This window comes from Actinomycetota bacterium, assembly GCA_030650795.1.
Taxonomy (GTDB): domain Bacteria; phylum Actinomycetota; class Actinomycetes; order S36-B12; family S36-B12; genus UBA11398.
Genome location: JAUSDJ010000006.1, coordinates 40,184 through 64,498 on the forward strand (window position 1 = coordinate 40,184; position 24,315 = coordinate 64,498).

The window sequence follows — 24,315 nt, forward strand, 5'->3', positions numbered from 1 at the left end:
GACGGCCGTAGTGAGCCTGGCCATTGCCATGAGCGAGTCGCTTATCACGACGCCAGCTCCAGTGGCGGCTTCTAGTTCGTCAATCGCTGCCAATCTGCCAGCTGAAGTGGCGGCCTTTCGCACATCGATGATCACGCAACTGGATTCCTACTTCAAGGAATACGGCGATCGACTCAGCATCTCTGAACGAAAAGAGATGAACGCGCTGCAAACCCAAGTTGATCGTGAATTGCTTGCGCTGCAAGCCAAGACGCGGTTAACAGCCCGGCTTGAAGCAAAGAACGCACCCGTCCTTAGACGGAAGGCAGCTGCCAGCGCGGCCGCACGGGCCTTCGACTCAACGTACGACCGAGCGATGGCAGGGCTGGAAAAATTTCAACCAATTCTGCAGCCGAAACTTTCACTGTTTGAAGCCTTAAGTGCTAAGTCAGATCTTGACGGGCAACTCTCGAAGTTCGACGAACTCGGACGCCATATCCATCAATTCGCTGGAAACTAGCCAAGCCCTGGCGCAGGCCAGGGCGCTCCTACCGCAGTGCGTGCTCGCATGTGATCGCCGGCAACCAGCACCTCACTCAGGCCAAGGGTGAAGGAATAGACGGCTTCTAGATCTGCTGTCGACAGCTGCGACCAAGCACGCAGGCAGCCGATGTCGGTGCGAAGTTCGATCTCTTCGCGCAAAGCGGCACCCGCTTCAGTCAACGCACCATCACTATCAATCAAGCCGCGCGCTTGAAGTGACGCAACTCCGCGTTGCCAAACCTCGTCGTCAAGTTTTCTCGTGTTTCGCAGCATCTCCACGTCCAGTGCATCCCCCTTCCACAATGCGCCCAGCACCTGTGCCTCAATCACCGTTACATCGTGCGCAACGAGTTCCGCGACATGAGTGTCGCCACGAAATTCGCGAAGAGTCGTCCATGCCCGCCAGAGCTTGGCCCAAGGATCGTCCGGTGAGGTCACCGCTTGGTTCGCTGCTGCAAGTGGGCGACCAGCAGTGTCAAGGGTCTGCGCAAGATCCGTGAGCAGCGCAGCTTGGCGCGCCAACTCGGCTCGATCAACAGAATCCCCAAAAACTCGATTCATCATGACGGGGATGACTGCGTGCGTTCCATCGACGACATCTGACGGTTCGATCGTCTGCCAAATCGGTGTCAGGTGAATCTCGAAACGGGAACGTGGGAATCCATGGAATGCAGCGGCCAGAACTGCAGGCTCGGCCTTCCCCAAGGGAGCTCCACGGAGGGCCAGGAAATTCGATTGCCGCGGCATGCCCAGATTCGCCATAGCTTCGTGCGCTTCCGGAGCAGCCAGCCCAAAGAGGGCAAAGGGTTCCGCGGCAGCCCACAGAGCACGCGAAACTGTGGGCGACAACTGCTGATCACTCACTTGAACCCCGCTCATTGGAATGCACCGCGCCAACCTAGTGCCGCTCAATGCAGGTACGCTCATATCCGCGCAACTGCGTCTCGCGGGTGTAGTTCAATGGCAGAACATCAGCTTCCCAAGCTGACAGTGCGGGTTCGATTCCCGTCACCCGCTCCATCGAAAAGCCTTGCAGCGTAAGAGGTTTTGCTACTTCTGACGAATACTCGACTGACCCCCGGTGACCCGGAATTACCCCAAAATACCCCACGTTGTTCCACGCTAGTTCCACGAAATGAGAGCGGCGACCTGGTCACATCCAGCGAGTTCGCTATCTCTGAGACCTGCCACTTTGACGGGGCCGCGAGCCCCAAACTGCGCGCCGCAGCTCGTCGGCCTCCGCGCCCGTCATCCTGTGCGCACGCCAGCACACTCCAGAAGCGATTTGCTTGCATGAACCGCAGAAACCCGTGCCTCCTGCCGCTATGTCAGTTTGGTGGGACAGGATTGTCTCGTGAAGGTCTTTGTGAGTTCCGTGATCAGCGGCTTCGAGGCAGAAAGAGACGCGGTGGCGACCGCCGTCGCAGCTCTCGGACATATTCCGGTGCGCGTAGAGGACTACCCAGCAATTGTCGGATCTGCACAGGCCGCATGCTTGGCAGGAATCCGGGCTGCCGATGTTGTGATTCTCATCATTGGCGAGCGTTACGGAGCCGTGCAGCTCGCAGGTTTGTCCGCCACGCACGAGGAGTATAGGGAGGCGCGAGACAGTCGACCACTTCTGGTGTTCATCCAGCAAGGTGGGTCGCCTGAACCTAAACAGGCCGCGTTTATTGAAGAGGTTCAGGCGTGGGAACGAGGCAGTCTCACAGCACCTTTTGGGAGTACGGAGGGACTCCGAGACGCCGTGACCCGAGCGTTGCATGAACATGTTCTCGCGATCGAATCGGGATCGCCTGATGAAACGCAGATGATTGCAACGGCGAGCAGCTTGCTTGAGAATCGGCTTCGGCCATTTCACCCCACACTCGAACTGGCTGTCTCGTCCGGCCCGCGAAGAGCGGTCCTGCGACCCAGCGAACTGGAGTCCAATGGCTTGAGCCAGTTTCTCGTTGCCGAAGCCCTAACGGGGCAACACTCGATCCTTGCTATCGCAGATGGGACAGAAGTCACCAGGATGGGCGAAGCCATCGAACTGCGACAGTCAGCAGTATCGCGAATGGTGAGGCTGGACGAGGGCGGGAACATGCTTGTTCGCCAGCCTGTGCTCGCGTCCCACAGCGGTAGGACTGGAATACCCTCGATTATTGAAGAGGACATACACGAAAGCATCCAGAGGACTCTGAAGTTCTTCGCCGTTGTGCTTGACCGTATTGACCCGGCTTCCCGTCTAAGTCATGTCGTTCTTGCGACTTCGCTGGTCGGCGCGAGTTACGTTCCATGGCGGACACGGACTGAGCAGTTGGCGAATCCCAACAGCGCGACACTTAGCACTGGTGCCAGCCAGGGAGCCATCGTGAATCTCAATCCCCCATTGAGGAGACGAGCGGCTTTGTCGCATGAATCTGTGCAGATCGCCGACGACCTCACTGTTCAGCTGCGACGGCAGTTTCGGTCATGACCAACATTCAGGAACGTGAACTCTTGAGGGCACGGTGGCAACGCTCGCTACTGACCTTCGCGTTGGACTCAGAAGCGCGTGAGGATTTTGCAGTGAGCGGCTTGGCCATGCGGCTCACAGACGTGACCGTACAAGTTTTACTAATGCCTGCTGATCCCGAAGCTGATGCTTTTCCAATTGGGGAAACTACTCATCAGTGGATTTCCGAAATCGACGCTATCAATCTGGATGCAATGAGATTCAAGCTTCCCGGAGAAGCACACCGATCTGCACATGCGCTCGTGCTCTCACATCGCTATAACGATGATCGGTGGAGTTCATACGTCGCCGTCCACAGGTCTGGAGCCGTTGAGTGGGGCCTCGGAGCTGACGGCGGTTGGACCAGGGAAACTCGCGACGCCGTGCCCATTCGTCGCATCGCCCTTAGCCCGACCGTTGCTCGTGTTTGGGCAACTCTCCGGTTGGCCTCAATGGTCCAGACCAGTTACGCAATAGCCGGGCCGTACAACTTGGTCGTAGGCATTCGTGGCACATACCAGGCAGAACTCGGATCACTGGGCGAAGGATGGGCTGAGCCAGGAGACTTTCAAAACCGCGTTAGGCCGTGCCCGGAGCGCCACCTGCTCTGGCAGATCGAGATTGAAGAGCTGCCCGACGAGGAGGTCGCCCGACAGATCGCCTACAGCATTGGCGACAGAATCGAAGACGCGTGGGGAGTGAAGCAGCGGCGTTATCTAGCGGAGCGCGGCCCATACCAAGGCAAACTCGATCCGCGCCGGTGCTAAGTCAACATCTGCGTCTGCCACTTGTCTAACAGGCAAATATTCGGAATCCGAGGAGGCCGCGGAATGAAGGATCGACGAATTCACAGTGGGCGTCTCGTTGCGGTTGAGGGAAGAGATGAGCACGGCATGGTGGTCGACGAAGGCAAGAACTTTGGAAGCGTGTATTGCGTCGGAGTCCATTTCGCCAGCACAGGAGAAGTCGTGTTCTACGAGAAGACGCGCGTGCGCACGATTTCCGAGTAGATAGTCAGCAGAACTCGGTGGAACCGACGTCCTATGAGATCTCTTTGCAATAGATCCGGTTCTTTCCGAAGACGAGCTCAGGCGCCCGCTGTCTGCTTCGCTCGTTGAACATTAGAGCGAAATTGCTACTCGTAACGTAAGCCCGGGATTCAAATCCCCGAGGCGGCTCCATTTTCAAACCTACTCTGACCAGCGGAAACCCTAGAATGCGATTAATGGGATTTAGTGGGTGGAAGGCGCCGCCCCTCCAAGGCCCCGGCCATACACGGGAGGCTGGCAAACTCAGCAGTGCCCTCAGGAGGCCACGTGGCTAGAGAAGAGTTCCCTGAAAAGGGGAAGGCGATCGAACTCATCGATGTCGCGTTGATCGGCGCCGCTAGTTCTGTTCCGGTCGTCGGGGGCTTGACGGGCTCAGTCGTCGACCACGCGCTCAACGTTCGGTGGACCCGGCGTGCGAGCGAATGGATCAAGAAGCTAGGAGAGGACGTCGACGAGCTCATCGAGAAGACTGACGGGCTAACTCCGGAGGCCATTGTTGAAAGTGAGGTGTTCGCCGACACGGTGACTCGCGCGACATTCATTGCGCTCGGCGAGCACCGCGAGGAGAAGCTTCGCGCTCTCCGTGCGGCCGTCGTGAATGGACTGCTCCCTGGCGCGCCAGAAGAGGACATACAGATGATGATGCTTTCTCACATCGAAGCTCTGACGCCCTCCCACCTATGTCTACTCAATCTTCTTCACGATCCCTCCGTCGCCTATCCAAACGGCACTGACGGAATGGTGTCGAGCAGTCACAGTCACACGGTGGAGAGCACTTTCGGATGGGACAAGAGCTTCTACGACCAGCTCGCTCGAGACCTTGCCGCACGCGGACTCATCGCGAACGGCAGTCTTCACGGGGCAATGAGCGCGGCAGGAGCCCTTCAGAGCCAGACGACCGATGCGGGCAAGGCATTTCTGCGATTCATTACTGCGCCAGGAGACCAGGCGCCTTTTCTTCCTGACAAAGACATCGATCTTCCGACCGGCCGGGTCAACTAGTCCACGAGCTACCTGCGGCTAGTGCTCCACTCAAACGAATCCGTCAGACTGGTCTCGTGAGTCGGAATCAAGCAAGTGCGCCTCAAGTCCGTGTTTCTAAACCGCCTTCGATTCAGGATGTACTTGAAGGCGCTGCAGTCCGCGTCGTAGAGCTTGCGACGGGCAGGGCTGTGACATTTAATGACGATGGTCGCGAAGACGGCCTCGTCGATCTACTTTTGCTGGATGACGGTCCAAGTGTGGCGATTGAGGTAGTACTCGACGCAGATCCGAAATACGAAGCAGCGATGAAGCTTCTCTTGAAGACAGATGGCGGCTATCCGTCCACTGTCGAGCTATCAAATTGTTGGCGAAGCTGGCAAGTCACTGTCTCGCGTCATGCTGTGATTCGCAACGTCAAGATGGAACTCAACGCGCTACTTTTTCAGCTGGAATCCGAACGGGTTTATCTGGAGTCCGTCATTGAATTTCCTCGACTTTCGAGTGCCAGCCCTCAATCAGTGGCGCGGCTGAGAGAAATTGGTGTTGTTCGGCTGTGCTCAGCGCCGTCGAGTCGTGGAGGCAGTGCGTTGCTGCTCCTAGAAGGCGTGGAAGCTGCAGTGGGCTCTCATTGGGAGACATTGCTCACCCATGTTGAAACGACCCTCGAATCACCTCAATGGGCCGATGTGCAACACAAGCTTGAACAGAGTGGGGCCGATGAGCGGCATGTCTTTCTTGGCTTGACGATGGGGTCGCCGGGCGAGGCGTGGTTTGCCTTGGATGATGGCTCTGCAGACCTGCCTACGCGCGCGCCGCAACTACCGAACTGGGTGACACATCATTGGATGCTGAGACTCCCATACGGACGAGTGATTCATTGGTCGCCGACAATGGGATGGTTCGATCCCTACCGGCCAACTGTGTTCCGTTGACTGCGGGAAGTTCTGAATTTGGCAATTGAGAGGCGAGTTCGCAATACGTTGGTCCCAGGTTCATATCCCCGAGGCGGCTCCACGCGATTGGACTGGGTGTGCTTCTCCCGACACGTCCGGCATGTTCGCGTGCGACAACATGTAGCGATCTAGATGCTGTGCACACGTGCCGCGATTTCTGCTGCACGGTGTTTTGCATCATTAAGTCCACATCCATCAGCCCACACGGAGAGGATAAAGTTGGTCCCGTCGATTGCGGGTTTGAGATTCCATCCCGTGTAAGAGTTGAGTTGCTGGGCGAAGGTCGTGACACCGATGACGGCACCAAAGCAATGTAGTGCGATATAGCTGTCGCGATGGGGGTTCTCCAAGCCGGGAGAATGACCTAGGAGTAGTCGCAAGCCTTCGTCTTCCTTGCTGTGGACGACGCCAGACAGCACGTTCCAATTGGAAGATCCCTTCAGAAGCTGGGTTGTCATCCTTGCTGTGCTGACACGCTCGCCTATGACTGGCAAGGATCTGCCGTCGCGCTTCCACTTGGTTTGGCTGCGCGTTTCCACTGCGCTGAAAATGGCTGAAATCTCAAGTTCGGCTTTGTCCATTCCGCCGGAATCAGCTTGACGTCGAGCTGCATTGAAGTCCTCGCCTGCCCTAGCAAGCGTTTCATTGAGTGTCCGAATAAGACGTTCTGTGGGTTCGACTGGGGTCTGGAGGAGGTATGCAGCGTGAGCTGATGCGTCGAGAATAACGCGGGCTAGGACTAACGGCGCTCTCGAGGTGCCTGGGTCGTTTAGAAGGAGGCACAGGGCGCGAGCATGGTCGATGGCTGCATCGAAAAACCTGTGAATTGCAAATAGGACGGGTCCTTCGTCCATTTGTTGCTGTGGTTGCAAGACTTCAGGTGGCCAGCCACTGAGGCGCCAGTCCTCAATGTCACGCGCTGCCTGGCTTTCCCGAGATGATCGCCATGCTCCGAGATATGCGTCAGAGGGCTCGACGGGTTGCTCCTCGGGCGGCAGGCCATCGAGCGTCCTTTCCCAATCTTCAGCTGCCAGGATTGCCGTGTCGTGTTTCACGCAAGCTTCCACAAGGTTCACCCAGGCGTTCAGTCCTTCTGCAAGTCGAGAACGCGTTGCTCGGCGTGCAGCTACAGCCCGTCCAATCTCCGCATGCAGGTTCAATTGTGCCAAGAAGGTGTTGATGTCTCCGGAGTCCAGCAAGGCAGCCCAGTCTGGCTCCATCATCTCGCTCACGCGCTTCATTGTGGCGCTCCAACCAGTCAGGTCAATTTCGATGCCGTCCAGTTCGGGATCCGTTCGGTGAGTGGGCCTCGTATCAAAAGAGGATTTGGGCGAAACTCAAACACGCCAAAACGCCTGAAAACAAAGGGTCTTCGCGCACAGGGGCTCACCGAGAACCACCCAGAATGACAAGGAAAGGGCCAAGAAAGGGCCATCGCCGTGCCTTAAAGCACTCAGTTCCTCCTGATGCGAAGCAGTCAAGCTAGTCGCGGCCATGCTGGACCGCACCAAATCACTAGGCGCTCTCATCTGGGCGAACGGGCTCGGGGCTTCTCCGCGTGAAGGCTCTCCAGCGAGTGCAATTCTGTGGCAGCTTCAACAGCACGAGCGCTGACCTTGCGCTACTCACGCGGATTGTCACCCTGCAACTACCGATTGCTCCCGTACGCAGGTTGCAGTCTCTAGTTTCGGGCAACCCGGCGGTGCACCAGCACTCCTTGAGCCTCGGTGATAAGTCGCCACATATCCCTGTCCAGGCCAAGCTCTTCGATCAGAACTCCGTCTGTGAACTCGACCAAGTCGCAGGAGTCAGCGCTACTGCCACGGAGAATCGAGTCAAGAGTCGCAAAATTGGCATCGGTGATTGTTGCTAGAGGGACCGCGAGCGAAGCGATCTCGCTCGGGACCAATTCGAGAACGCCTCCGCCGAAACTTCGTCCGTTCAACTCCGCCGTCAACAGGGTGAGTGAGTTGTGAAAGCTACCGACGATGTCCCTTTCACGCCCAGCAAATGCCTCTAGCGGACGACCCTGGTACACCGTGTCGGTGGTCGCAGCGCTTACTTCATTGTGAATTAGCCGCGGGTATCGATTCGAGCGCTTGGACATCATCAGCGTGCCAGGTGGCACCACTGGCACCTGCCACCATGGAGAACGAATTCGAGTCTTGTAGCGAGTATCGAGCCCACTCGCTTCACCGTTACTCACATACGCGAGCGCTCCCGGAGTTGGAGTCTTTGCCAAGCTGCTGTCGAGAAGCCAAACCGGGTGACCCTTGGCGAGATTGCTGCTCTGGTCAGACTCCGAGTAGCAGAGGCCCGGTGCATGGCGCGCGCGATCCAGTAACGGCCTAGTCCAGCCTTCGAGTTGGAACAGAGTGCGCGTGGCGTCATCGATGCAGAAGTACGCGTTTGCGCCGGTGACTGTGGAGACGGACATCTTCGCCACCGACCCAAACCGGAAGACGCCAGGGAGGCTAAGAGCTGCGGAGACTGCCTCAAGGTGGTCGGGCCGAAGTAGCAGTCCCGTCCATGTTGGGGCGCATTCATCTAGCAGGTGGCTCCAGGAATCCTGCTGCTCATGGTCGAACACGAAGACCTTGACTCCATGTGCGGTGCCCCGGGCTACCTGTCCGGATAGAACGACTACCTCCTGGAGCACTCCAGGGAAAGATTTCGGCGGGAACAAGTCCACGCGTAACCCCGTAGCGTGTTGGGCAAGCCACGACCTCACTACTCGCCCCGATAACCCTGTAAAACATTCAGCCGGAACGATGAACGAAAACACACCGCCGTCTCTCAGATTGCTGAGTGCAGCAAGAAAGACCGGGATCCACAGGTTTGACACTCCCGTGAAGGTCACGCCCAGGTGAGACCCGAGGCCATCGATGTGAGCCCTATCAGTTTCCGAAAGGAACTGAAATCTCACGAAGGGCGGATTGCCAACTGCGACATCGTGGTATTCGCCCAACGTGCTCTCGTCGAGGACACTGGCTGTGACAATCCGACCGTCTTGCGCGGCCCGCTCAAGGTGACAGGCGGCCAGTAGCGCTTCTTCGGGAACGACTTCAACTGCGGTCACCCACGAGACCTGCTGCCCAACCGGATGCCTCGCCAGTCCACGAATGAAAGCGCCATCCCCAACCGACGGTTCCAGCAGTTTGACCAAATCTCGGCCGTCGAGCAACTCAAGGACCCTGTCCAGGCAAACGTCAACAAGCGTGTCCGGGCTGTAAAACCCGCCCCGCAACTTCTCGGCAGAAACGTCATCGGTCGTTTTCATCGCGCCCATCTTCGCACCCTGGTCCGACAGAGCTCGGGCTTCATGCCACCTGTATGCCAGTTCGTGTCTGAGTTCCCCGGGTTGAGCCCTTCTGGCGGGCAGTATTGGCGCATAAGAGATCCTTGGCTCTGACATTCCCTGGCAGGAGCGGTTAACGCGTGAGCGATGCAATCCAGCACGAAGTTGAACGGCTAGTCGCCAAGTTCAAGGCAGACGAGGCGCACTACGCGGACCAATCAGGCGTGTACAAGGAATCGGACACACGCAGTGAATTCGTCGATCCGCTCCTTAGGGCGCTTGGTTGGGACGTTGAGAACCTCGCTGGCATTACTCCGGCTCTGAAGGACGTTCGCCGCGAGGAATCCCAAGAACAGGAGGACGCGTCCACCAAGTTTCCCGACTACACACTCTGCATTGGCGGCGTCCGCGTCCTGTTTCTTGAGGCCAAGAAGCCGTCTGTCGACGTCACGAGTCACATGGAGTCCATTCGACAGGCTCGTCGCTACGGCTACTCAGGCAGTCACCCGATCGCAATTCTGACCAATTTTCGTGACCTGGTGGTCTACGACACCACCTTTCCAGTGCAGGTAGGCGACCTGGCTGCGACCGGCCGGTTGTATACTTGGAACTACACAGATTTCCCCGCGCAACTCGACGAAATCCAGGCGATCCTGGCACGGAGCGCCGTCGCAAAACCGCAGTGGACAGCACAATTTGGCGGATCTTCGCCGCAGCAGCCGGTCCCTGTGGGCGAGGAATTCATCAGGCACTTCAACGGTTGGCGATTGGCGCTTGGCCGAGACTTGTATGCCCGACACAAGTCCATCGCAGCAACGGATCTCAATGACGCCGTGCAACGCATCCTGAATCGACTCATCTTCGTCCGTATGTGTGAGGACCGCGGAATCGAAGGCGAGCGAACGCTGCGAGACGCAGTATCGGGTGGGCATACAAAGGTCACCAGTCTTCTGAATCGACTTCATCGGCGATATAACACTGGACTCTTCACCTCCCGCCCTGGCGATGCGTCCTTGCAGGTAAGCGAGCAAGTCCTGCAGGAGATTGTTTCCAACTTGTATTCGCCTCAGTCACCTTTCTCGTTCGCAGTCCTCGATGCCGCCTTCTTGGGATTGGTGTACGAGGCCACTTTGGTCGAGCACTTGGCAATCGTGCCAACTGCTGGAAAGACCAGAAGATCTCACGTCGTACTCAAGGCCAAGCGAGAGTATGAGCATCGCGAGGTGGTAACTACGCCGCAACCCCTTGTCGACCAAACGGTCCGCGAAGCAATGTCGGCACTTGACGCAACTTGCACACAACCCAAGACGCTCGACTTTGCCGTTGGCTCCGGACGATTCCTGCTCTCTGTTCTTGACCGGCTGATTGAAGACGAGACAGCTCGTCAGCCGCCGGGCTCAGCGACTCTGGTCAAGACGGGCTCGAACGAGTACCGCCTCAAATTCGACGAGAAGTGCCGCCTCCTCAGCAACCTCTACGGAATCGACATCGACTTCAATGCCGTTGAAGTGGCGAAGTTCAGCCTTCTCGTTCGTCTCCTGCAGGATGAGAGCAAGGCCTCCCTACCGCCTGCAGGAACCAGAAGTATTCTCCCGAATCTGGATAGCAACATTTGGTGTGGCAACACACTCGTTCGCGCGCTACCTGGAGCGAGTCAGGCGCAGGAGGAACTTACAAACCCGCTTGACCTAACAACGACAGCCATCCCAAGCTCCGTAGACCTTGTCGTTGGTAACCCTCCATACATGAAGACTGAGGATATGAAGAAGTTCGATCCTGTCGAACTCAACTACTTGAAGCAGAACTACAACTCGGCCTTTCAGCAATTCGACAAGTCCTCTGCCTTTATCGAGTTTGCATCGAGGATTCTCAAACCCCGAGGTGTGCTCGGGGTTGTTGTACCCAATAAGTGGCTGACTGTGGTTGCTGCTATGCCATTGCGGAGTCTTCTCAGGAGCACTCTCTCGCTAGTACGGCTGGACAATTTCCGCGAGGTGCAAGTATTCCCTGGGAAGTCGATCTACATTTGCACCATCGTCGCCAAGAAGGCAGGCAAGGGTACTTTCACCTACTCTGAACCCCGGTCCGTGGCCGAATACCTGGATGATTCTGGACCGACTCACCGAATCTCCGCGGCGCGATTGCCGACATCAAGTCAGGGATCGTGGGTACTTCCTACAAATGCCGGTCAGGAAAAGGTTCTCAGCGCGATTCACACCAATGCGATTCCTCTTGAAGAGATTGTGGAAGAACGCAATGGAATCCAAACTAGCCGCGGCAAGATCTACGTGATTCAATCGCCTCGCATTGTCGGACGGTATGTGGAGTGGACTGCCAGCGATGGCAAATCGTGGAAGGTCGAAAGAGCCATAACTCGACCATTCCTTGATGACTCGCGCAACGTGCACTCATATCATGAAGTGGTAGCCGACTCGCTCATCTTGTTCCCATATGAGCTAGGCGGAGGGGCTGGCTCTGCCTCCGCTTGGGCCGTTATCGATCCCAAGGTGATGCGAAAGAGGTACCCCTTGGCCTACAAGTATTTCCTCGCAAACAAAGCTGAGTTGGACAAGCGAGATATGTCAGCGGATGAACGATCGAAAGCGTTCTACAGTTTCGGACGATCCCAAGCTATTGGCTACGCCCATCTTGCCCCGAAGATCTTCTATACGAATAACCAGAGGGGCGACAAGTACGGTATCGATGTCACGGGAATTGTCTACGCGTCCGGAGGAACGGGCGGGGAAGTTGCGCTCTTCCAGAAGGACATGGAATACAGCCTCGACTTCGTTCTTGGATTGCTGGATCAGGCCCCTATCGAGTTCTTCCTGCGCAAGCGCGGCAGCGTCTTTCGGGGTGGTTACTACTCGCGCGGCACGGACGTAATCGGCGACACTCCGGTACCGAAGCTCGACTTCGCGAAGGCAGCAGACAAGAAATTCCACGATGATGTTACCCGAGAAGTGCGGGTGCTTCGGTCACTACACATGAAGACTTCGTCGATATCTACCCGCCATCAACTGCGCCACCAAGCCGCCATCACTGCTAGTGGCTCAGCCATTCGAGATCTCTTCTTAGCCCGCTGGAAATTGACCGTGAGCGACCTCGACTCACTGGGGTTGTGAATGCGAACTGTCTAGATTGCATCGCCTGACGTCCACACGGGGAGCGGGCAGGGCGCTTCGGATGGAGTTGCGCTCGAATACTTCCTCGGCATACCGATAGAACGTAGATCGCTTGCTGCTGCCGCGAATAGGTGGGATCCGCCTCCAACTTGGCGAACATTAACTCCAATTACTCATGGAAAAGCCTCACGAACGAGTCCGAGATCAATCAGGGAATGACCATTACAAGTTCATCAATCATGACCTTCACGATCCAGGAGCAGGCCCACCAAGCACACACAACTCAACACCTCCCGGGCTGGCATCACAATGCCCTAAGGGTGACCGACTACCGGACAAGAGCATCGGGATGCCAGCCCGGGAGGTGTTCTCGTCGGTTTGGTTCTTGAGCTCATATTCGGGCGTGTCTTTGGCTTGGTGTCTCGCCTGGTTGGTCGTCTTCTCGTGCTGCATCTTTGGTCGGATGCTTGCTTGCTTCTCTTTGATGCCTGGATTGCCTTGGCGGCCGTTGCCAACAACGCGGCACCGACCGCGCCCGAACTTGCGAGGTACCGAGGGGGTAGCACTGTTGAGTAGGTGACGGCGGCAATTAGAGCCACCCCACCGGAGGGATCACCAATGAAGAACGCTTTTATGACTTCGACCAGCCGGGCCTTGGTCGAACTACGCGCTGCTCAGGTCCGACACGGTCGGATGCGTAGCAGGGCAGATGCGAAACTCGACGCAGCCAAGGTGCGGCACGCCGCAGAGATCGCAGCGGCTGCAGGCATCGAGGCCGACGCTTGGCAGGTGCTCCTGGCGATTCCCGGCGTCTCGATCGCTACGGCCTCCGCGCTGCTCGATGTCAGCCAAACCTCCGTCAGCCGCTGGGCCAACCGGACCAGCAAGCCGACTTCGCGCGGAGGTCTGTCATGAGTACACGGGCGAGCACGCGACTGCTGAGCATTGATCAGGCAGCTGATGCCCTAGGTGTCACGCCGCGGATGATTCGCCGCCTGACTTCGAGCCGGCAGTTGCCGTACGTGAAGGTCGGGCGACTGGTCCGGATTCGCGACATAGACATTGCGCGTTGCGTCGAGGAGTGGACCGTGCCGTCAGTCGAGTTACGAAAGGCGCAGCGGTGAGGACGTCGGAGCCAGGCGATCTGGATGCGCTCGTCTCCGTACTCAACCTCTACGCGCAACGTGCCTCCCAGCGCTTCGACGTATTTGCGCAAGGTTTCGAGTCGTTACGCGGTATCTCTCCCCGGCGCTCGCTGCAGGGCACGGCGTACTCGTCGGGCCTCAAGTGGCGTCACGAGGTCCCTGCGGCGCGCCTCAGCGAGCGCGTCCTGAAGTCGTACGGTCATCACTGTTGCCTGCGCCTCGATGAGCGCGCGCCATACCCGCGTCGCGCGGATCCCGTCATACTCGGTGATCTCCTCAACTGGGAGGCGGCGCTGGATAACGTTGACGAATGCTGGGTCAGCGAGTCGAACGCGATGTGGAGTGGCGACGATTATGCGCGACGGCTCGACGAGTGCGAGATCGAGCAGGGCCAGTACCGACTCGCAATCGAGATGGGCGTCGGGGCCGACCCTCAACACTGCCTCGGCGAAAGCGTCGGTGGCGTCTCGACGTATGTCGGGGAACCGATACAGCCCTCTGGCCACGTTCTTCAGGGCACCTCGACTGGTGAGCTTGCGCAACTCCACGGCCGGCACCCCCAGGGCGCCGGCGTCGCGGGTAGTGACATAGCCATGCTGGGTCTCAGCGATTTCACGCAGCACGCTTCGGTGGCTCAACGTGATACCTCCTACCCCGCTGCCTATGGCAGAACAGTACTGAAATCAGTACTGTTCTGCCAGCCTCTAAGACTAACTCCGGACAATGCAGTTTCCGCGCACACAACTAGATCCTCGTCGTCCTCCACAGAACCGGGCTTCCTAACGCACCGACCTCCGTCATCCGACCCGGCGGTAGGCGTATCTTTTATGTTACGCTCTACGCCGGAGGTAGACATGAATGGCATCCGCGCATTCTGGGACGACTTGGCACACGATCTTGAGGACCCCGAGTTCCTTCGGGAGTACGTAGTCGAGTCGATGCGGATCGCGACACTCGATTTCGTCGTCAACGCCCTCGATGAGGCGCGCAAAGCAGCCGGGCTTTCCAAGGCCGAACTCGCTCGCGCGATCCAAGTTGACCCTGCCGCTATTAGAAGGCTGTTCTCGTCAGACCATGCGAATCCCACCCTGGGCACGCTTGCTGAAGTCGCGGCGGCGCTAGGGATGCGCATAACTCTGGAGCCGCTGTCCAAGGCCGAACGTCAGACCGTCACTGTGGCCCTTCTTGAGGGGCGGGTAGCAGACACCAAGAAACTCGCCAGGCACTTAGAGATGCTCAGGACTCCGACGAGCATTTCTGCGTAGCCATCATCAGATTGAGCGCAGCTTCCTTCTGATGGCTACGCGATGTGGATGCGCTCGTCCCCGTACTCAACCTCGACGTGCAACGTGCCGCCAAGGGCTTCCACGTACTTGCGGAGGGTATCGACTTGAGAGCGTTCGATCTCTCCATGCTCAATGCGAGAGACGCGGTTTTGACTGACATGGAGTAGCGAGGCGAGTTCAACCTGGGTCAGGTTCGATGCCTCGCGCAATTCGCGAAGCCGATAGGCACGGACCTCATCGAGCAAGCGCTTCTTGTGCGCATCGACCACAGCGCGATCCACAGGGCGCTCGCGCAGCAGATCTTCAAGGCTCTTAGCCATGATGCCCTTCCTTTCCTCGTCGGTCCAAGTGCTCGGTCAAGCGTGCATCAGCGAGCGGGATGTTGACTCGATACCACTTCTGCCAATTCCCAGCCTTGTCTCCGGCCATCAGCAGGATCGCGCGGCGATCCGGATCGAATGCGAACAGCACCCTGAGTTCGGATCGACCGCTAGATCCCGGCCGTAGCTCTTTCATGTTCTTGTGTTGCGAGCCGACCACTGAGTCGACCAGAGGCCGTCCCAGCCCGGGTCCGCGTTCGGCTAATAACTCAAGAGCAGCGATGACCTGTTCGTAGGACTTCTGGTCCAGCGAAACTAGCCAGTCCCCGACAAGGTCAACTTCCACTTCCCAACGAGCGGTCACGCTACACCTTCTAGGCTATATAGCGCAAGTGTTGTATTCATCCGGAAGGCCTCGCTGCAGTCCGTCTAGTGATGGGCCGGACGTTGCTCGGGCTCCTGCGCCAATTCGTCCATGCGATCCGCTATGCGCCGTCCATGGTCCACGGTGGCGTGCAGGTAGATCTCTGCCGCCTGGGTGGTGGACTGCCCGAGCCGGTGCTTGAGCTCGGCCAGGGAGGCGCCCGCCTCGGCGGCAAGGGTCATGCCGGTGTGCCGGAGGTCGTGCGGGCGCATGTCGGGTCGGCCGATCCGGTTCAGGGCTCGCCGCAGCATCTGGTAATAGGTTGTGCGAATGTAGCTGCCGCTCTCGGTGGTGAAGATCAGGCTTGAGGGCCCAGCGCGTGTGTACGTCTTGAGATGGTGCTCGAGTTGGGCCGCCAGCATCTGTGGGATCGCGATCGTCCGGATTCCAGCTCGACTCTTGGGGGTATCGAGGTCGTGTACGCCCTTGACCGGGTAGACGCGCTCCCGCACGCTCAGGCTCGCGAACCCTGCCGTCAGGTCGATGTCGCGTCGTTGGAGCGCGGACGCCTCACCGATGCGCAGGCCTGACCAGACGAGCAGGTGGACGAGTGCCTCGTAGCGCTCGGGCACTTCCTTAGCCAAGGCCAGTACCTCGGGGATGCTCAGCACCGGGCGCTCAGCAGATTTGCGGGAGGACGCTCCCTTGATGCGGCACGGGTTCGCCGTGACGAGATCGTCTTCGACGGCCGTGCCGTAGACCGAGTGCAGGAGCCGGTAGGCGCGCGCGACTGTCGCCGACCCGTCCCGGACGCTCGCCTGGGTGAGCTGGCGTGGCTGCCGGTCCTTGCGCGCACCCTTCGCCGCACTCTGCTCGCGCCTGGCGTGGGCGGCGTCCTTTGCGGCGAGCTCTTCCTGCAGCCGCGTGCGCATCTGGGCGTTCCAGTCGCGGACCATGTCTGGCGTCACCCGGTCCAGCATGCGGTCGCCCAGGTACGGACCGATGTGGAGGCGCCAGCACGACTCGTACTCGGCCCGGGTACTCGCCTTCAGCCCTTGCCTCTGCTCGATCCATTTCTGGCCGTACTCATTGACTGTCATCCGCACGACGCGCGGCGCCTTCCACGCACCGCGCACCTGATCGGTGCGCACCGAGTCCAGGAAGATTGCCGCCTCGGTCTTGGTGGCGAAGGTTGTCGGCGCGTTCACCCACCGGCCATCAATACGAAAGCGGGCACGGTATCTGCCGGACGGCAACTTCTCGACGCCTCCAAACGACCGCCGCTGTGCCATGCGACCTCCAGTGACCGGACGTGACCGGGAGGCGAATCACCTGCCCCCGGCCAAATCCACGGTTGTTCCACGAATGGGGTACGCTACACCCGAAACATGTTGCAAACAAACAATAATAAGTCGCACTGTCTACGCGTTCCCAAGCTGACAGTGCGGGTTCGATTCCCGTCACCCGCTCCAGTCACATTTTGAACGCGTCCAGCGAGCGTGCGTGCGGGGTTTACGCTGCGCCGATGCGCCTCCACCGTGTGGCCACGTCGGCCATCGTCGCGTTGACCGCCTTGAGCACCTTGTTGCTCACTCCTGTGAACGCGGCCACCTCCGCCTTCACCACTCCAGGCTTCCCTGCAGGCTGCAACCAACCCGGGGGGATCTCTCCTCAGATGGCAGCCTCGGTCATGGGCCTGCCCCTAGCCGTGGGAGCTGGCGCGGCACCTCAGACAATCGTTATCGCTGAGACCAACAGCGCACCGCAGATGGCATCCGTCAACGCCACGATGCAGGCGTGCGGGCTGCCCGCGATGAACCCAACCATTGTGAGCGACCCTGCCTATCCGCCAGGCGTCGGCGACAGCGGTGGTGAGGCTGATCTCGACCTCGTCGTGATGAGCGGAGCGCTGCCGCCGAATGCGAACCTGGTCGTTACCAATACAGGAGGCTCAACCGCCCAGATGTTTATCCTCGCTGCGACGGCGTGCGGAGTCGTCTTCTCCAGCGAACCGGCGGCCGGGCAGTGGGTGCCCACGGCCACGCGCGGGCCCAACTTCCCCGCTGGCGGCTGCATCATCTCGGCGAGCTACGGCAATCCCGAATCTGCAGACACAGCTGTGGTGAATGGCCAAACGGTGCTCACGTCGCAATGGCAGGCAGCCAGCGACATGCTCGCTGACCTTCAGGATCTCGGCATCATCGTCGTCACGCCTGCAGGAGACAACGGGCCTGGTGGTTGCCAGAAGCAGGGTGGAGGCGGGTCAAGCACCCTGACGCCGGTGTTTCCGGGCAGCGACCCCGCCGTGGTCAATGCCGGTGGCACGCAGTGGGACAGCCAGGCCCAATCTCTGGGAACTGGTCCTTTCCCGAAGTATCAAAGCGGCGTCCCAGCCACGCCATGGGTATGGAACTCGGCCTCCCCACTGCCCAACGGGGCCGTAGACGCCAACTGCACAAACTACGTACTCAACGGCGTTCGATCGCAGCCGGGAGCGACCGGTGGCGGAGTCAGCGCGGTGTTCCCAATGCTCGCGCAGCAGAAGACCGCCGCCACCGCTGCATATCCGAGCCTGCCGCAGCAGCGCATGATTCCCGACCTTGCAGCCCTGGCCGGTTGGCCCTTCTACGCCATGTACGCGGATGCACCTGGACCCAATGGACAGGTGCAATGGAATCCAAGTGGTGGCGCAGGCACGAGCGCTGCAACGCCAGCCGTTGCAGTCGGCCTGGCCAATGTGAACGCCTACTTGAGCGCCCGCAAACTTCCGGCGATCACCAACATCCAAGGCGGCGGGCCCATGGATGTGCACTCCGTCATCTACAACCCGGCATTCGCCATCGCCTTCAATGATGTGACGCAGGGGACGAACAACCTGTTTGGCTTCTCGATGAATGGGATCCCTGGCTGGAATGCGATGCCCGGTTTCGACATGACGTCGGGGATGGGCGTGCCGAACTTTGCAACGCTCGCAACACTGCTCGCGAATTCGAACAAGTCCGCTGCGCGAGCTGGGCAACTGGTACCCAAGGCCTCATCAGTCACGCGACTGGGCGGAGGCGTGCGCGTCGACAGTGGGACTCCGTCGACGCCGCCTCAGCGACTTCCGCTGGCAACGACTCATGCCACAACCGCAGCGCCCGTCACTCAATCAAGCACAACGATGTGGATCATCCCCCGGGCTCACGTCCACCCGTCGAGCCTGTACGTCACGCAGTTGCGCATTGATGATCGATGGATGCGTGTGGGCAGCGGTCACTCTTCGGCCCAAGGGGTACTCAATCTGCCGACGATGATTTTCGACCTGCCAGGCAAATACCCCATTCGGGTGAGAAGCAAGGGACTTCCAGATCAGTACGGCACGCTGGCGATCCGCCATCGCACCTGAGTCGAACCCACCTATTTGGAAAGTCAAGATGCAAGACGGCAGCATCCTGTCGGTCTACGAGGGCGCTCTGACTCTCAAGCAGAAGGCACACCCGCGGGGGTGATTCCGATCCTGGCCAACTCTCGCAACTCGCAATCATGAGCAATACCGTTAGCGAATGCGGACCAGCCGAACACTGATCGCCACCGTCGCAGGCTTGTGCATTCTTGGAGCCATAGCTCTGCCAGCATCGGCTGATACTCAACCGAGCAGCACAGATCCCGCACTTGATGCCCGCATTGCAGCTGCTGTAGGCAAGCTCGATCAACTTGGTGCGGATGCCTTAGTCAAGACTGGTGTTCCTGGCATGGCAATCGCGGTGGTGCGTGGCGATCAACTGTTGTATGCGAAGGGCTTTGGCGTTCGCAAGGCAGGCACCAGCGATCCGGTTACCGCCGACACAGTCTTTCAACTTGCTTCTGTTTCCAAATCGATCGGTGCTTCGGTCGTTGCGGCGGCAGTCGGCAAGGGAATCGCAAGCTGGCAGGACCGCGTCATGAAATACCTGCCCAGTTTCAAACTCCGTGATCCATACGTAACCAAGACAGCGACGATCGCCGACATGTATGCGATGCGAAGCGGGCTGCCCTACCAATCAGGCGACGTGCTCGAGGCCATTGGCTATAACCGAAGCGAGATCATGCAGCGCATCTCAACGCTCCCGTTGTCGCCGTTCCGCTTGCAGCATCTCTACACGAACTTCGGCCTGACCATCGGCGCCGAGGCTGTCGCCGCGGCCGCGCATAAGCCGTGGGAATCTCTGTCTGAGGACCTCCTCTATAAGCCACTTGGCATGACCGCGACTTCTTCGACCTACGTCGGATTCATTTCGCATCCCAATCGGACATCACTCCATGTGCCCATCAACGGAACCTGGCAAGCCATTTACACGCGCAATGCCGACGCACAATCACCCGCAGGTGGGGTGAGCAGCAATGTGCTCGATCTGTCCAAGTGGATGCGAATGGAGATGGACCACGGCCGCTTCGGTGGCGCGCAGATCGTTGGTCCAAAAGCATTGGCCGCTGCTCAGACTGCGCAGATCCGCACGACACCAGTGGGCGACGCAGCGACTATTCCGCGTTGGTACGGATCCGGCATGGCTGTTTCCGTTGACCGCACTGGTCAGGTTCGTCTGACTCACTCGGGTGCCTTCAGTGCAGGCGCTGGCACCACCTACATCATGGCGCCCGCAAGCAGACTCGGCATCGTGGTGCTAGCAAATGGACTCATCGGTCTGCCCGAAGCCGTGGCAGAGAGCTTCATGGATCTCGTGCAAACTGGAAGCGTTTCGCGCGATTGGTTTGCCGTAACCAAGGCCGCCTTCGGGCCGATCTACGACCCGAACCCGCAGTTCACCGCTGACAAGCAGCCCAGCAATCCGAGCTCGGATCGCGAACTGTCCAACTATGTCGGTACATACAGCAATGATTTCTTTGGAAAAGTCACCGTAACTCGATTGGGCACATCTCTACGAGTAAGCATGGGACCGAACAAGGTCGTGATTTCGCTGCGCCACTGGACCGCGGATCAATTCGTCGGACTCATGGGGGCAGGCGACTTCCCCTACGAGTTCGCCGTCGACTTCTACGGCACAAGAACTCGAGTCACTGGCCTGAACCTCGGCTTCGGCTCAGGCAATGTCGAACAGTTGACCCGAGTCGCTTGAGCACCTAGCAGCGCAAGGGGTGGTGTGCGCGCGACGTGCAGCGATGTCGGGTTGGAGTTTGATACAAACGTCTACCATGTGAGAGTGAGCCCCGCCCTCCACTTCTCCGGCGCTGTGCGCTTATCACGCCAGTGGTGGGCCACAGCCATCGGCGGTGGAATCGCAGTTGTGGCCATCGCTGTTCTTCCGGCGGACTCAATCGAGCGATCAGTTCTTGCACGCGGCACCGAAATAGTCGCCAGCCTGATCTTCATCGTGACCTTTTTGACACTACCGAAAGCCGTTAGGGCGGTCTGGTTCTACCTCGGCGGATACCTGGTCCTCACTGCAATAGCTGACGTCATTTACGACTACCAGGCGCTGATTCTCAATGTCTCACCGTTTCCAGGTCCTGCGGACGTGCTCTACATCCTCGCCTCCGCTCTTGGGATCACGGGGCTCTTTCTTCTAGGGCGCAAGTTGAATCCGGGTGCAGACCTGTCCTCCTGGATCGACATTTCCATCATGGTGGTTGCAGCAGCTGGCACCGTCGGAGCTTTTGTCATTGGTCCGATGTGGACTTCCAACGGCCAGTGGAATCTTGCAACAGTGCTCTCGCTGATCTATCCACTACTGGATCTTGTGCTCCTCGCCGCGCTCGTTCGACTACTCATGCTGCCTCACGCACGCAACCTGGCAATCACTCTTCTCGCAATTTCGATGGGACTGTTTCTTGCGTACGACCTGATCTACAACAACCAAATACTCGCTGAAGTATGGACGCCCTTCACCTCAATGGAAGCGGTCTGGACCGCGGCAATGCTCTGTATTACTCTCGCGGTTCTGTCGCCGGGAGCTAGGCAATTTGTTGCCGCTAAAACCACTAGAGGAGCGGTGGTCACCACTACGCGACAACTTCTCATCGGCGTCAGCGTGTTGGCGGTGCCAGTCATTGTCTTTCTTGAGTTGTCCATCACGGGATCGCTCGTACTTCGATTACTGGTGCCCGTGATCCTCATCTTGTTTGTGCTCGTTCTGACCAGAATGCATTTGCTGCTGCGCACTTCGCAACGACAGGCAACTGCTCTAGCGGAACTCGAGCGAACGGACTTCCTTACTGGCTTGCCGAACCGTCTCACATGGAATGACCATCTGGTCTCTCACGCCGCTAGCACTCAATCAGTGGATGACGTATGCGCGATAACGATTCTTCACATCGACGATTTCACCCGACATCTTGAGACAAGAGGTCAGCACATTGGAAATCTTCTGCTCATCTCTGCGGCCATCGCATGGCTCGAGGAACTCTCAGCTGACGACGTGATCGCGCGATACGGTGAAGACGAATTCGCATTGCTGATCCGGCGAAAATCCATAACAGAAGTTCAGGAAGTCCTGCGTCGCGTGGTGCGTGCCGCTCCACAAGAACTCACCATTACCTCGGGTGCCGCACTCCTGCGCCCTGATGAGAACCCAGTCGAAGCCGAGCGGCGAGCAGAAAGCGCGATGCAAGCAGCGAGGTCCGGAACGCGCCCACAAATCGATATTGAACAGAGCATTACGACCTGATCAGTTCGACCCGAGAATCGAACTGATCAATGGAGCCAGTTGTGTACTCGCTCCTACGGAGATGTGACCGTCGTCGCGGTAGAGGTAGAGATCACCAAACTGCGTGGTGCATTGATCCTGGGGGCAGAAGTAACTTCGTGGATCCAAAACGATCGCTCCCGTTGCCTTGGCGGCTGCCGCAATTCCGACCCGGGCTGACTTCTGATTTTCATCCGCGAATGCACGCGTCATCGTTGTTCCAAGATCGACGTTCCTCGCAATCTCAATCGCCGAGAATTGGTGCGGATCTGATGCATATGGCCTTGCGAAGAACGGCACATCCTGCGCAAGGATCACGCGGTGTCCAGCCTTCTGGATCCTGGTGATTGTCGATATCAAACCGGCGACAAGGTTTGCGTCTTTCGCCTCGCGCTCGTTTGTCATCGAATCAGCTGTCGGGCCGGCTGAGAACACTTTGGAATTCCAATACACGCTCGAGCCAGACAACACGACATCTCCCGGCGGTTGGCTTTCCAGCCATTGCAAAGTCTTCTGCACAAACTGCCGGCACTTCGAACGCGGAGCAGCATTCGAATGAAAGTGCACATCAATGAATGGGCAGGCGTTCGCTGTCGCGATCGTGAGAGGCCGGCCAGTGGCCTGAGTCGCTCCAATCAGTCCTTCGCTCAAGTGGTCAGCATGCGAATCGCCAATCAGATACACGGGAGTTCCCGTTGCAGCGGCATTCCACATACAAGCTGTGGGTCTGCGGTCACTGGGCGCAATCGATTTGTTACAACCAGCCGCATTGCCGGCGTGCATTGGCGAAACCGCTGCAATGAAGTTCTGCACCCGCGGGGTCCAGAAGCCGTTGTTTGCGGCCGACAACAAGCCCAGGGCCAGCACAATCGGGGGCACCAGCGTGAATGCGACAAGGCGCGCCATCCGTGGCTTGCTCACGTCGCGCAATAGGCGGATCGGCTGTTCCAGCCAGTTGTAAGAAGCAATGGCGGGTAGCAGCGATGCCATGGCGGCCACGAACGCGATGCCTGGGGTCGTGGGCCACAGCATCAGGGCGAACACGATGCACGGCCAATGCCAGAGGTACCAGGAATAGGAGATGTTTCCGACGGCGACGAAAGGCGAACGTCCAAGGAAGCGACTGACCACATTGCCCTCGTTCATCCCGCAGGCCAGCAACAAGAGTGTGCTGACGACGGGAAGAATTGTGAGCGGGCCCGGCCACACCGTCTGATCGGTAACCAAAGCGAGTGAAGCTACAAGGCCAATTAGGCCGATCACTCCTAGGACAAAGCCAAGGATGCGCGAAATACGCAACTCAATTCTGCTAGCGGCCAGCGCCAGCAAGGCCCCCACGGCAAACTCCCAAGCCCGACTGGCTGGGCCGTAGAAGCCGCCGAGCCAAGTGGGCATGAACGGAATCTGATGGCCTTGTGCCTCGAGCATTGCAATTGCAATTGATCCGAATGCGACAGCGCCGACCAGTGCCGCTGGAATCCAACGCGCATTGGCTCTCTTGGCCAATTTCCAACCGATGAAAAGCAGCAAGGGGAAGATCAGATAGAACTGCTCCTCGACTGAGAGTGACCAAGTATTCAGCAATGGGTTTGATGCGGCTGGGGCGTCGAAGTAGCCACCCGTGACCTTGGCGATCACGACGTTCGCGGTGAGCAGCAATGCGCCGATGCCGGTCTTCGCTGCTATCTGCTGGTCACCCATTGGCGACTGAATCAGCGCCGAGATGATGACAACGACGCCGACGAGCAATGCGAGTGCCGGCGTCAATCGGCGAAAGCGACGGGCATAGAAGGTCGAGAACTTCAGGTTCTGCGTGCGAACCCATTCGCGCGCCAGCATGGCGGTGATGACAAAGCCCGAAATGACGAAGAAGACGTCCACGCCAAGGAAACCACCGGGAACTGGCAATCCAGCGTGAAACGCAACGACAAAGCCGACCGCAAGTGCTCGCAGCCCCTGAATGTCCTCACGACGGTTCTCACGCGCACTGGAACTGGGCAGGGCTTGCGGCGTCATTCATCCTCCAACAGCGCGACTGCCCCACACACGAGCCCGCAGTCTATGACTGGGTTGAATGTGACGAGCGCTACAGCCGGTGGCGGGAGGCAGGTCTCACCGGTGCTTTGAC

21 protein-coding genes and 1 tRNA gene are annotated in these 24,315 nt (G+C 58.6%); 14 read left to right on the forward strand and 8 right to left on the reverse strand.

Going from position 1 to position 24,315, the window contains the following annotated elements:
• The first annotated feature begins 28 nt into the window (after window positions 1–28).
• Window positions 29–499 (forward strand): hypothetical protein, encoded by a 471-nt coding sequence (locus Q7L55_02575; protein ID MDO8731445.1) that lies wholly within the window; start codon window positions 29–31, stop codon window positions 497–499.
• Here Q7L55_02575 and Q7L55_02580 read toward each other — a convergent pair.
• Window positions 496–1,401, reverse strand: coding sequence for a hypothetical protein (locus tag Q7L55_02580; protein ID MDO8731446.1), 906 nt, complete (start codon window positions 1,399–1,401; stop codon window positions 496–498). The two genes, Q7L55_02575 and Q7L55_02580, sit on opposite strands and share 4 nt — an antisense overlap.
• Window positions 1,402–1,468: 67 nt before the next feature.
• Here Q7L55_02580 and Q7L55_02585 point away from each other — a divergent pair.
• From Q7L55_02585 to Q7L55_02610, 6 genes are all read left to right on the forward strand, one after another.
• A tRNA-Gly gene (locus Q7L55_02585) sits at window positions 1,469–1,542 on the forward strand.
• Between the two features lie 334 nt (window positions 1,543–1,876).
• Window positions 1,877–2,983 (forward strand): DUF4062 domain-containing protein, encoded by a 1,107-nt coding sequence (locus tag Q7L55_02590; protein MDO8731447.1) that lies wholly within the window; start codon window positions 1,877–1,879, stop codon window positions 2,981–2,983.
• A complete protein-coding gene (locus Q7L55_02595) occupies window positions 2,980–3,768 on the forward strand; it encodes a hypothetical protein (GenBank protein ID MDO8731448.1) in 789 nt (262 codons plus the stop codon). Before Q7L55_02590 ends, Q7L55_02595 begins: the two co-directional genes overlap by 4 nt.
• A 63-nt stretch (window positions 3,769–3,831) precedes the next feature.
• Complete coding sequence (locus Q7L55_02600) at window positions 3,832–4,011, forward strand: hypothetical protein (GenBank protein MDO8731449.1); 180 nt, start codon at window positions 3,832–3,834, stop codon at window positions 4,009–4,011.
• A gap of 306 nt (window positions 4,012–4,317) precedes the next feature.
• Window positions 4,318–5,052, forward strand: coding sequence for a hypothetical protein (locus tag Q7L55_02605; protein ID MDO8731450.1), 735 nt, complete (start codon window positions 4,318–4,320; stop codon window positions 5,050–5,052).
• A 56-nt stretch (window positions 5,053–5,108) separates the two neighbouring features.
• Entirely contained in the window at window positions 5,109–5,966 is an 858-nt protein-coding gene (locus Q7L55_02610) for a hypothetical protein (protein ID MDO8731451.1), read from the forward strand.
• A gap of 149 nt (window positions 5,967–6,115) precedes the next feature.
• Here the strand turns inward: Q7L55_02610 and Q7L55_02615 are convergent, their stop codons facing one another.
• Window positions 6,116–7,042, reverse strand: a complete 927-nt coding sequence (locus Q7L55_02615) for a hypothetical protein (protein ID MDO8731452.1) — start codon at window positions 7,040–7,042, stop codon at window positions 6,116–6,118.
• Between the two features lie 626 nt (window positions 7,043–7,668).
• Window positions 7,669–9,276 (reverse strand): SAM-dependent methyltransferase, encoded by a 1,608-nt coding sequence (locus tag Q7L55_02620; GenBank protein MDO8731453.1) that lies wholly within the window; start codon window positions 9,274–9,276, stop codon window positions 7,669–7,671.
• 149 nt (window positions 9,277–9,425) lie between these two features.
• On the opposite strand from Q7L55_02620, the gene Q7L55_02625 reads away from it, so the two are divergent.
• From Q7L55_02625 to Q7L55_02635, 3 genes are all read left to right on the forward strand, one after another.
• The gene (locus Q7L55_02625) at window positions 9,426–12,410 is read left to right on the forward strand and encodes a type I restriction endonuclease (protein MDO8731454.1); all 2,985 of its coding nucleotides are present in this window, start codon (window positions 9,426–9,428) and stop codon (window positions 12,408–12,410) included.
• Window positions 12,411–13,028: 618 nt separating this feature from the next.
• Complete coding sequence (locus tag Q7L55_02630) at window positions 13,029–13,325, forward strand: hypothetical protein (protein MDO8731455.1); 297 nt, start codon at window positions 13,029–13,031, stop codon at window positions 13,323–13,325.
• A complete protein-coding gene (locus Q7L55_02635) occupies window positions 13,322–13,534 on the forward strand; it encodes a helix-turn-helix domain-containing protein (protein MDO8731456.1) in 213 nt (70 codons plus the stop codon). Before Q7L55_02630 ends, Q7L55_02635 begins: the two co-directional genes overlap by 4 nt.
• Before the next feature lie 104 nt (window positions 13,535–13,638).
• Here Q7L55_02635 and Q7L55_02640 read toward each other — a convergent pair whose 3' ends face one another.
• Window positions 13,639–14,193: a type IV toxin-antitoxin system AbiEi family antitoxin domain-containing protein gene (locus Q7L55_02640; protein MDO8731457.1), complete on the reverse strand. Its 555-nt coding sequence runs from the start codon at window positions 14,191–14,193 to the stop codon at window positions 13,639–13,641.
• 216 nt (window positions 14,194–14,409) lie between these two features.
• Between Q7L55_02640 and Q7L55_02645 the strand changes: the two genes are divergently transcribed.
• A complete protein-coding gene (locus Q7L55_02645; protein ID MDO8731458.1) occupies window positions 14,410–14,820 on the forward strand; it encodes a helix-turn-helix transcriptional regulator in 411 nt (136 codons plus the stop codon).
• A 35-nt stretch (window positions 14,821–14,855) separates the two neighbouring features.
• On the opposite strand, the gene Q7L55_02650 is transcribed toward Q7L55_02645, so the two are convergent.
• The 3 genes from Q7L55_02650 to Q7L55_02660 form a co-directional block, all read right to left on the reverse strand.
• Entirely contained in the window at window positions 14,856–15,161 is a 306-nt protein-coding gene (locus Q7L55_02650; protein ID MDO8731459.1) for a helix-turn-helix transcriptional regulator, read from the reverse strand.
• A complete protein-coding gene (locus tag Q7L55_02655) occupies window positions 15,154–15,525 on the reverse strand; it encodes a type II toxin-antitoxin system RelE/ParE family toxin (GenBank protein ID MDO8731460.1) in 372 nt (123 codons plus the stop codon). The genes Q7L55_02650 and Q7L55_02655 overlap by 8 nt, the downstream gene beginning before the upstream one ends.
• Before the next feature lie 65 nt (window positions 15,526–15,590).
• A complete protein-coding gene (locus tag Q7L55_02660) occupies window positions 15,591–16,817 on the reverse strand; it encodes a tyrosine-type recombinase/integrase (protein ID MDO8731461.1) in 1,227 nt (408 codons plus the stop codon).
• 233 nt (window positions 16,818–17,050) lie between these two features.
• Between Q7L55_02660 and Q7L55_02665 the strand changes: the two genes are divergently transcribed.
• The 3 genes from Q7L55_02665 (at window position 17,051) to Q7L55_02675 (ending at window position 22,169) form a co-directional block, all read left to right on the forward strand.
• Window positions 17,051–18,913: a hypothetical protein gene (locus tag Q7L55_02665; protein ID MDO8731462.1), complete on the forward strand. Its 1,863-nt coding sequence runs from the start codon at window positions 17,051–17,053 to the stop codon at window positions 18,911–18,913.
• Between the two features lie 157 nt (window positions 18,914–19,070).
• Window positions 19,071–20,621 carry a serine hydrolase gene (locus tag Q7L55_02670; protein ID MDO8731463.1) on the forward strand — a complete coding sequence of 517 codons (1,551 nt, stop codon included), beginning with the start codon at window positions 19,071–19,073 and terminating at the stop codon, window positions 20,619–20,621.
• A gap of 84 nt (window positions 20,622–20,705) precedes the next feature.
• The gene (locus Q7L55_02675; GenBank protein ID MDO8731464.1) at window positions 20,706–22,169 is read left to right on the forward strand and encodes a GGDEF domain-containing protein; all 1,464 of its coding nucleotides are present in this window, start codon (window positions 20,706–20,708) and stop codon (window positions 22,167–22,169) included.
• Here Q7L55_02675 and Q7L55_02680 read toward each other — a convergent pair whose 3' ends face one another.
• Window positions 22,170–24,203 carry an acyltransferase family protein gene (locus Q7L55_02680; GenBank protein ID MDO8731465.1) on the reverse strand — a complete coding sequence of 678 codons (2,034 nt, stop codon included), beginning with the start codon at window positions 24,201–24,203 and terminating at the stop codon, window positions 22,170–22,172.
• Window positions 24,204–24,315: the final 112 nt, after the last annotated feature.

What these genes read in the sequence shown, in the direction of transcription:
- Q7L55_02665 (MDO8731462.1), top strand. Translation starts at nt 17,051, where the DNA reads ATGCGCCTCCACCGTGTGGCCACGTCGGCCATCGTCGCGTTGACCGCC.
- Q7L55_02620 (MDO8731453.1), bottom strand. Translation starts at nt 9,276, where the DNA reads ATGGGCGCGATGAAAACGACCGATGACGTTTCTGCCGAGAAGTTGCGG.
- Q7L55_02580 (MDO8731446.1), bottom strand. Translation starts at nt 1,401, where the DNA reads ATGAGCGGGGTTCAAGTGAGTGATCAGCAGTTGTCGCCCACAGTTTCG.
- Q7L55_02645 (MDO8731458.1), top strand. Translation starts at nt 14,410, where the DNA reads ATGAATGGCATCCGCGCATTCTGGGACGACTTGGCACACGATCTTGAG.
- Q7L55_02670 (MDO8731463.1), top strand. Translation starts at nt 19,071, where the DNA reads ATGCGGACCAGCCGAACACTGATCGCCACCGTCGCAGGCTTGTGCATT.
- Q7L55_02630 (MDO8731455.1), top strand. Translation starts at nt 13,029, where the DNA reads ATGAAGAACGCTTTTATGACTTCGACCAGCCGGGCCTTGGTCGAACTA.
- Q7L55_02680 (MDO8731465.1), bottom strand. Translation starts at nt 24,203, where the DNA reads ATGACGCCGCAAGCCCTGCCCAGTTCCAGTGCGCGTGAGAACCGTCGT.
- Q7L55_02575 (MDO8731445.1), top strand. Translation starts at nt 29, where the DNA reads ATGAGCGAGTCGCTTATCACGACGCCAGCTCCAGTGGCGGCTTCTAGT.
- Q7L55_02635 (MDO8731456.1), top strand. Translation starts at nt 13,322, where the DNA reads ATGAGTACACGGGCGAGCACGCGACTGCTGAGCATTGATCAGGCAGCT.
- Q7L55_02660 (MDO8731461.1), bottom strand. Translation starts at nt 16,817, where the DNA reads ATGGCACAGCGGCGGTCGTTTGGAGGCGTCGAGAAGTTGCCGTCCGGC.
- Q7L55_02600 (MDO8731449.1), top strand. Translation starts at nt 3,832, where the DNA reads ATGAAGGATCGACGAATTCACAGTGGGCGTCTCGTTGCGGTTGAGGGA.
- Q7L55_02650 (MDO8731459.1), bottom strand. Translation starts at nt 15,161, where the DNA reads ATGGCTAAGAGCCTTGAAGATCTGCTGCGCGAGCGCCCTGTGGATCGC.
- Q7L55_02595 (MDO8731448.1), top strand. Translation starts at nt 2,980, where the DNA reads ATGACCAACATTCAGGAACGTGAACTCTTGAGGGCACGGTGGCAACGC.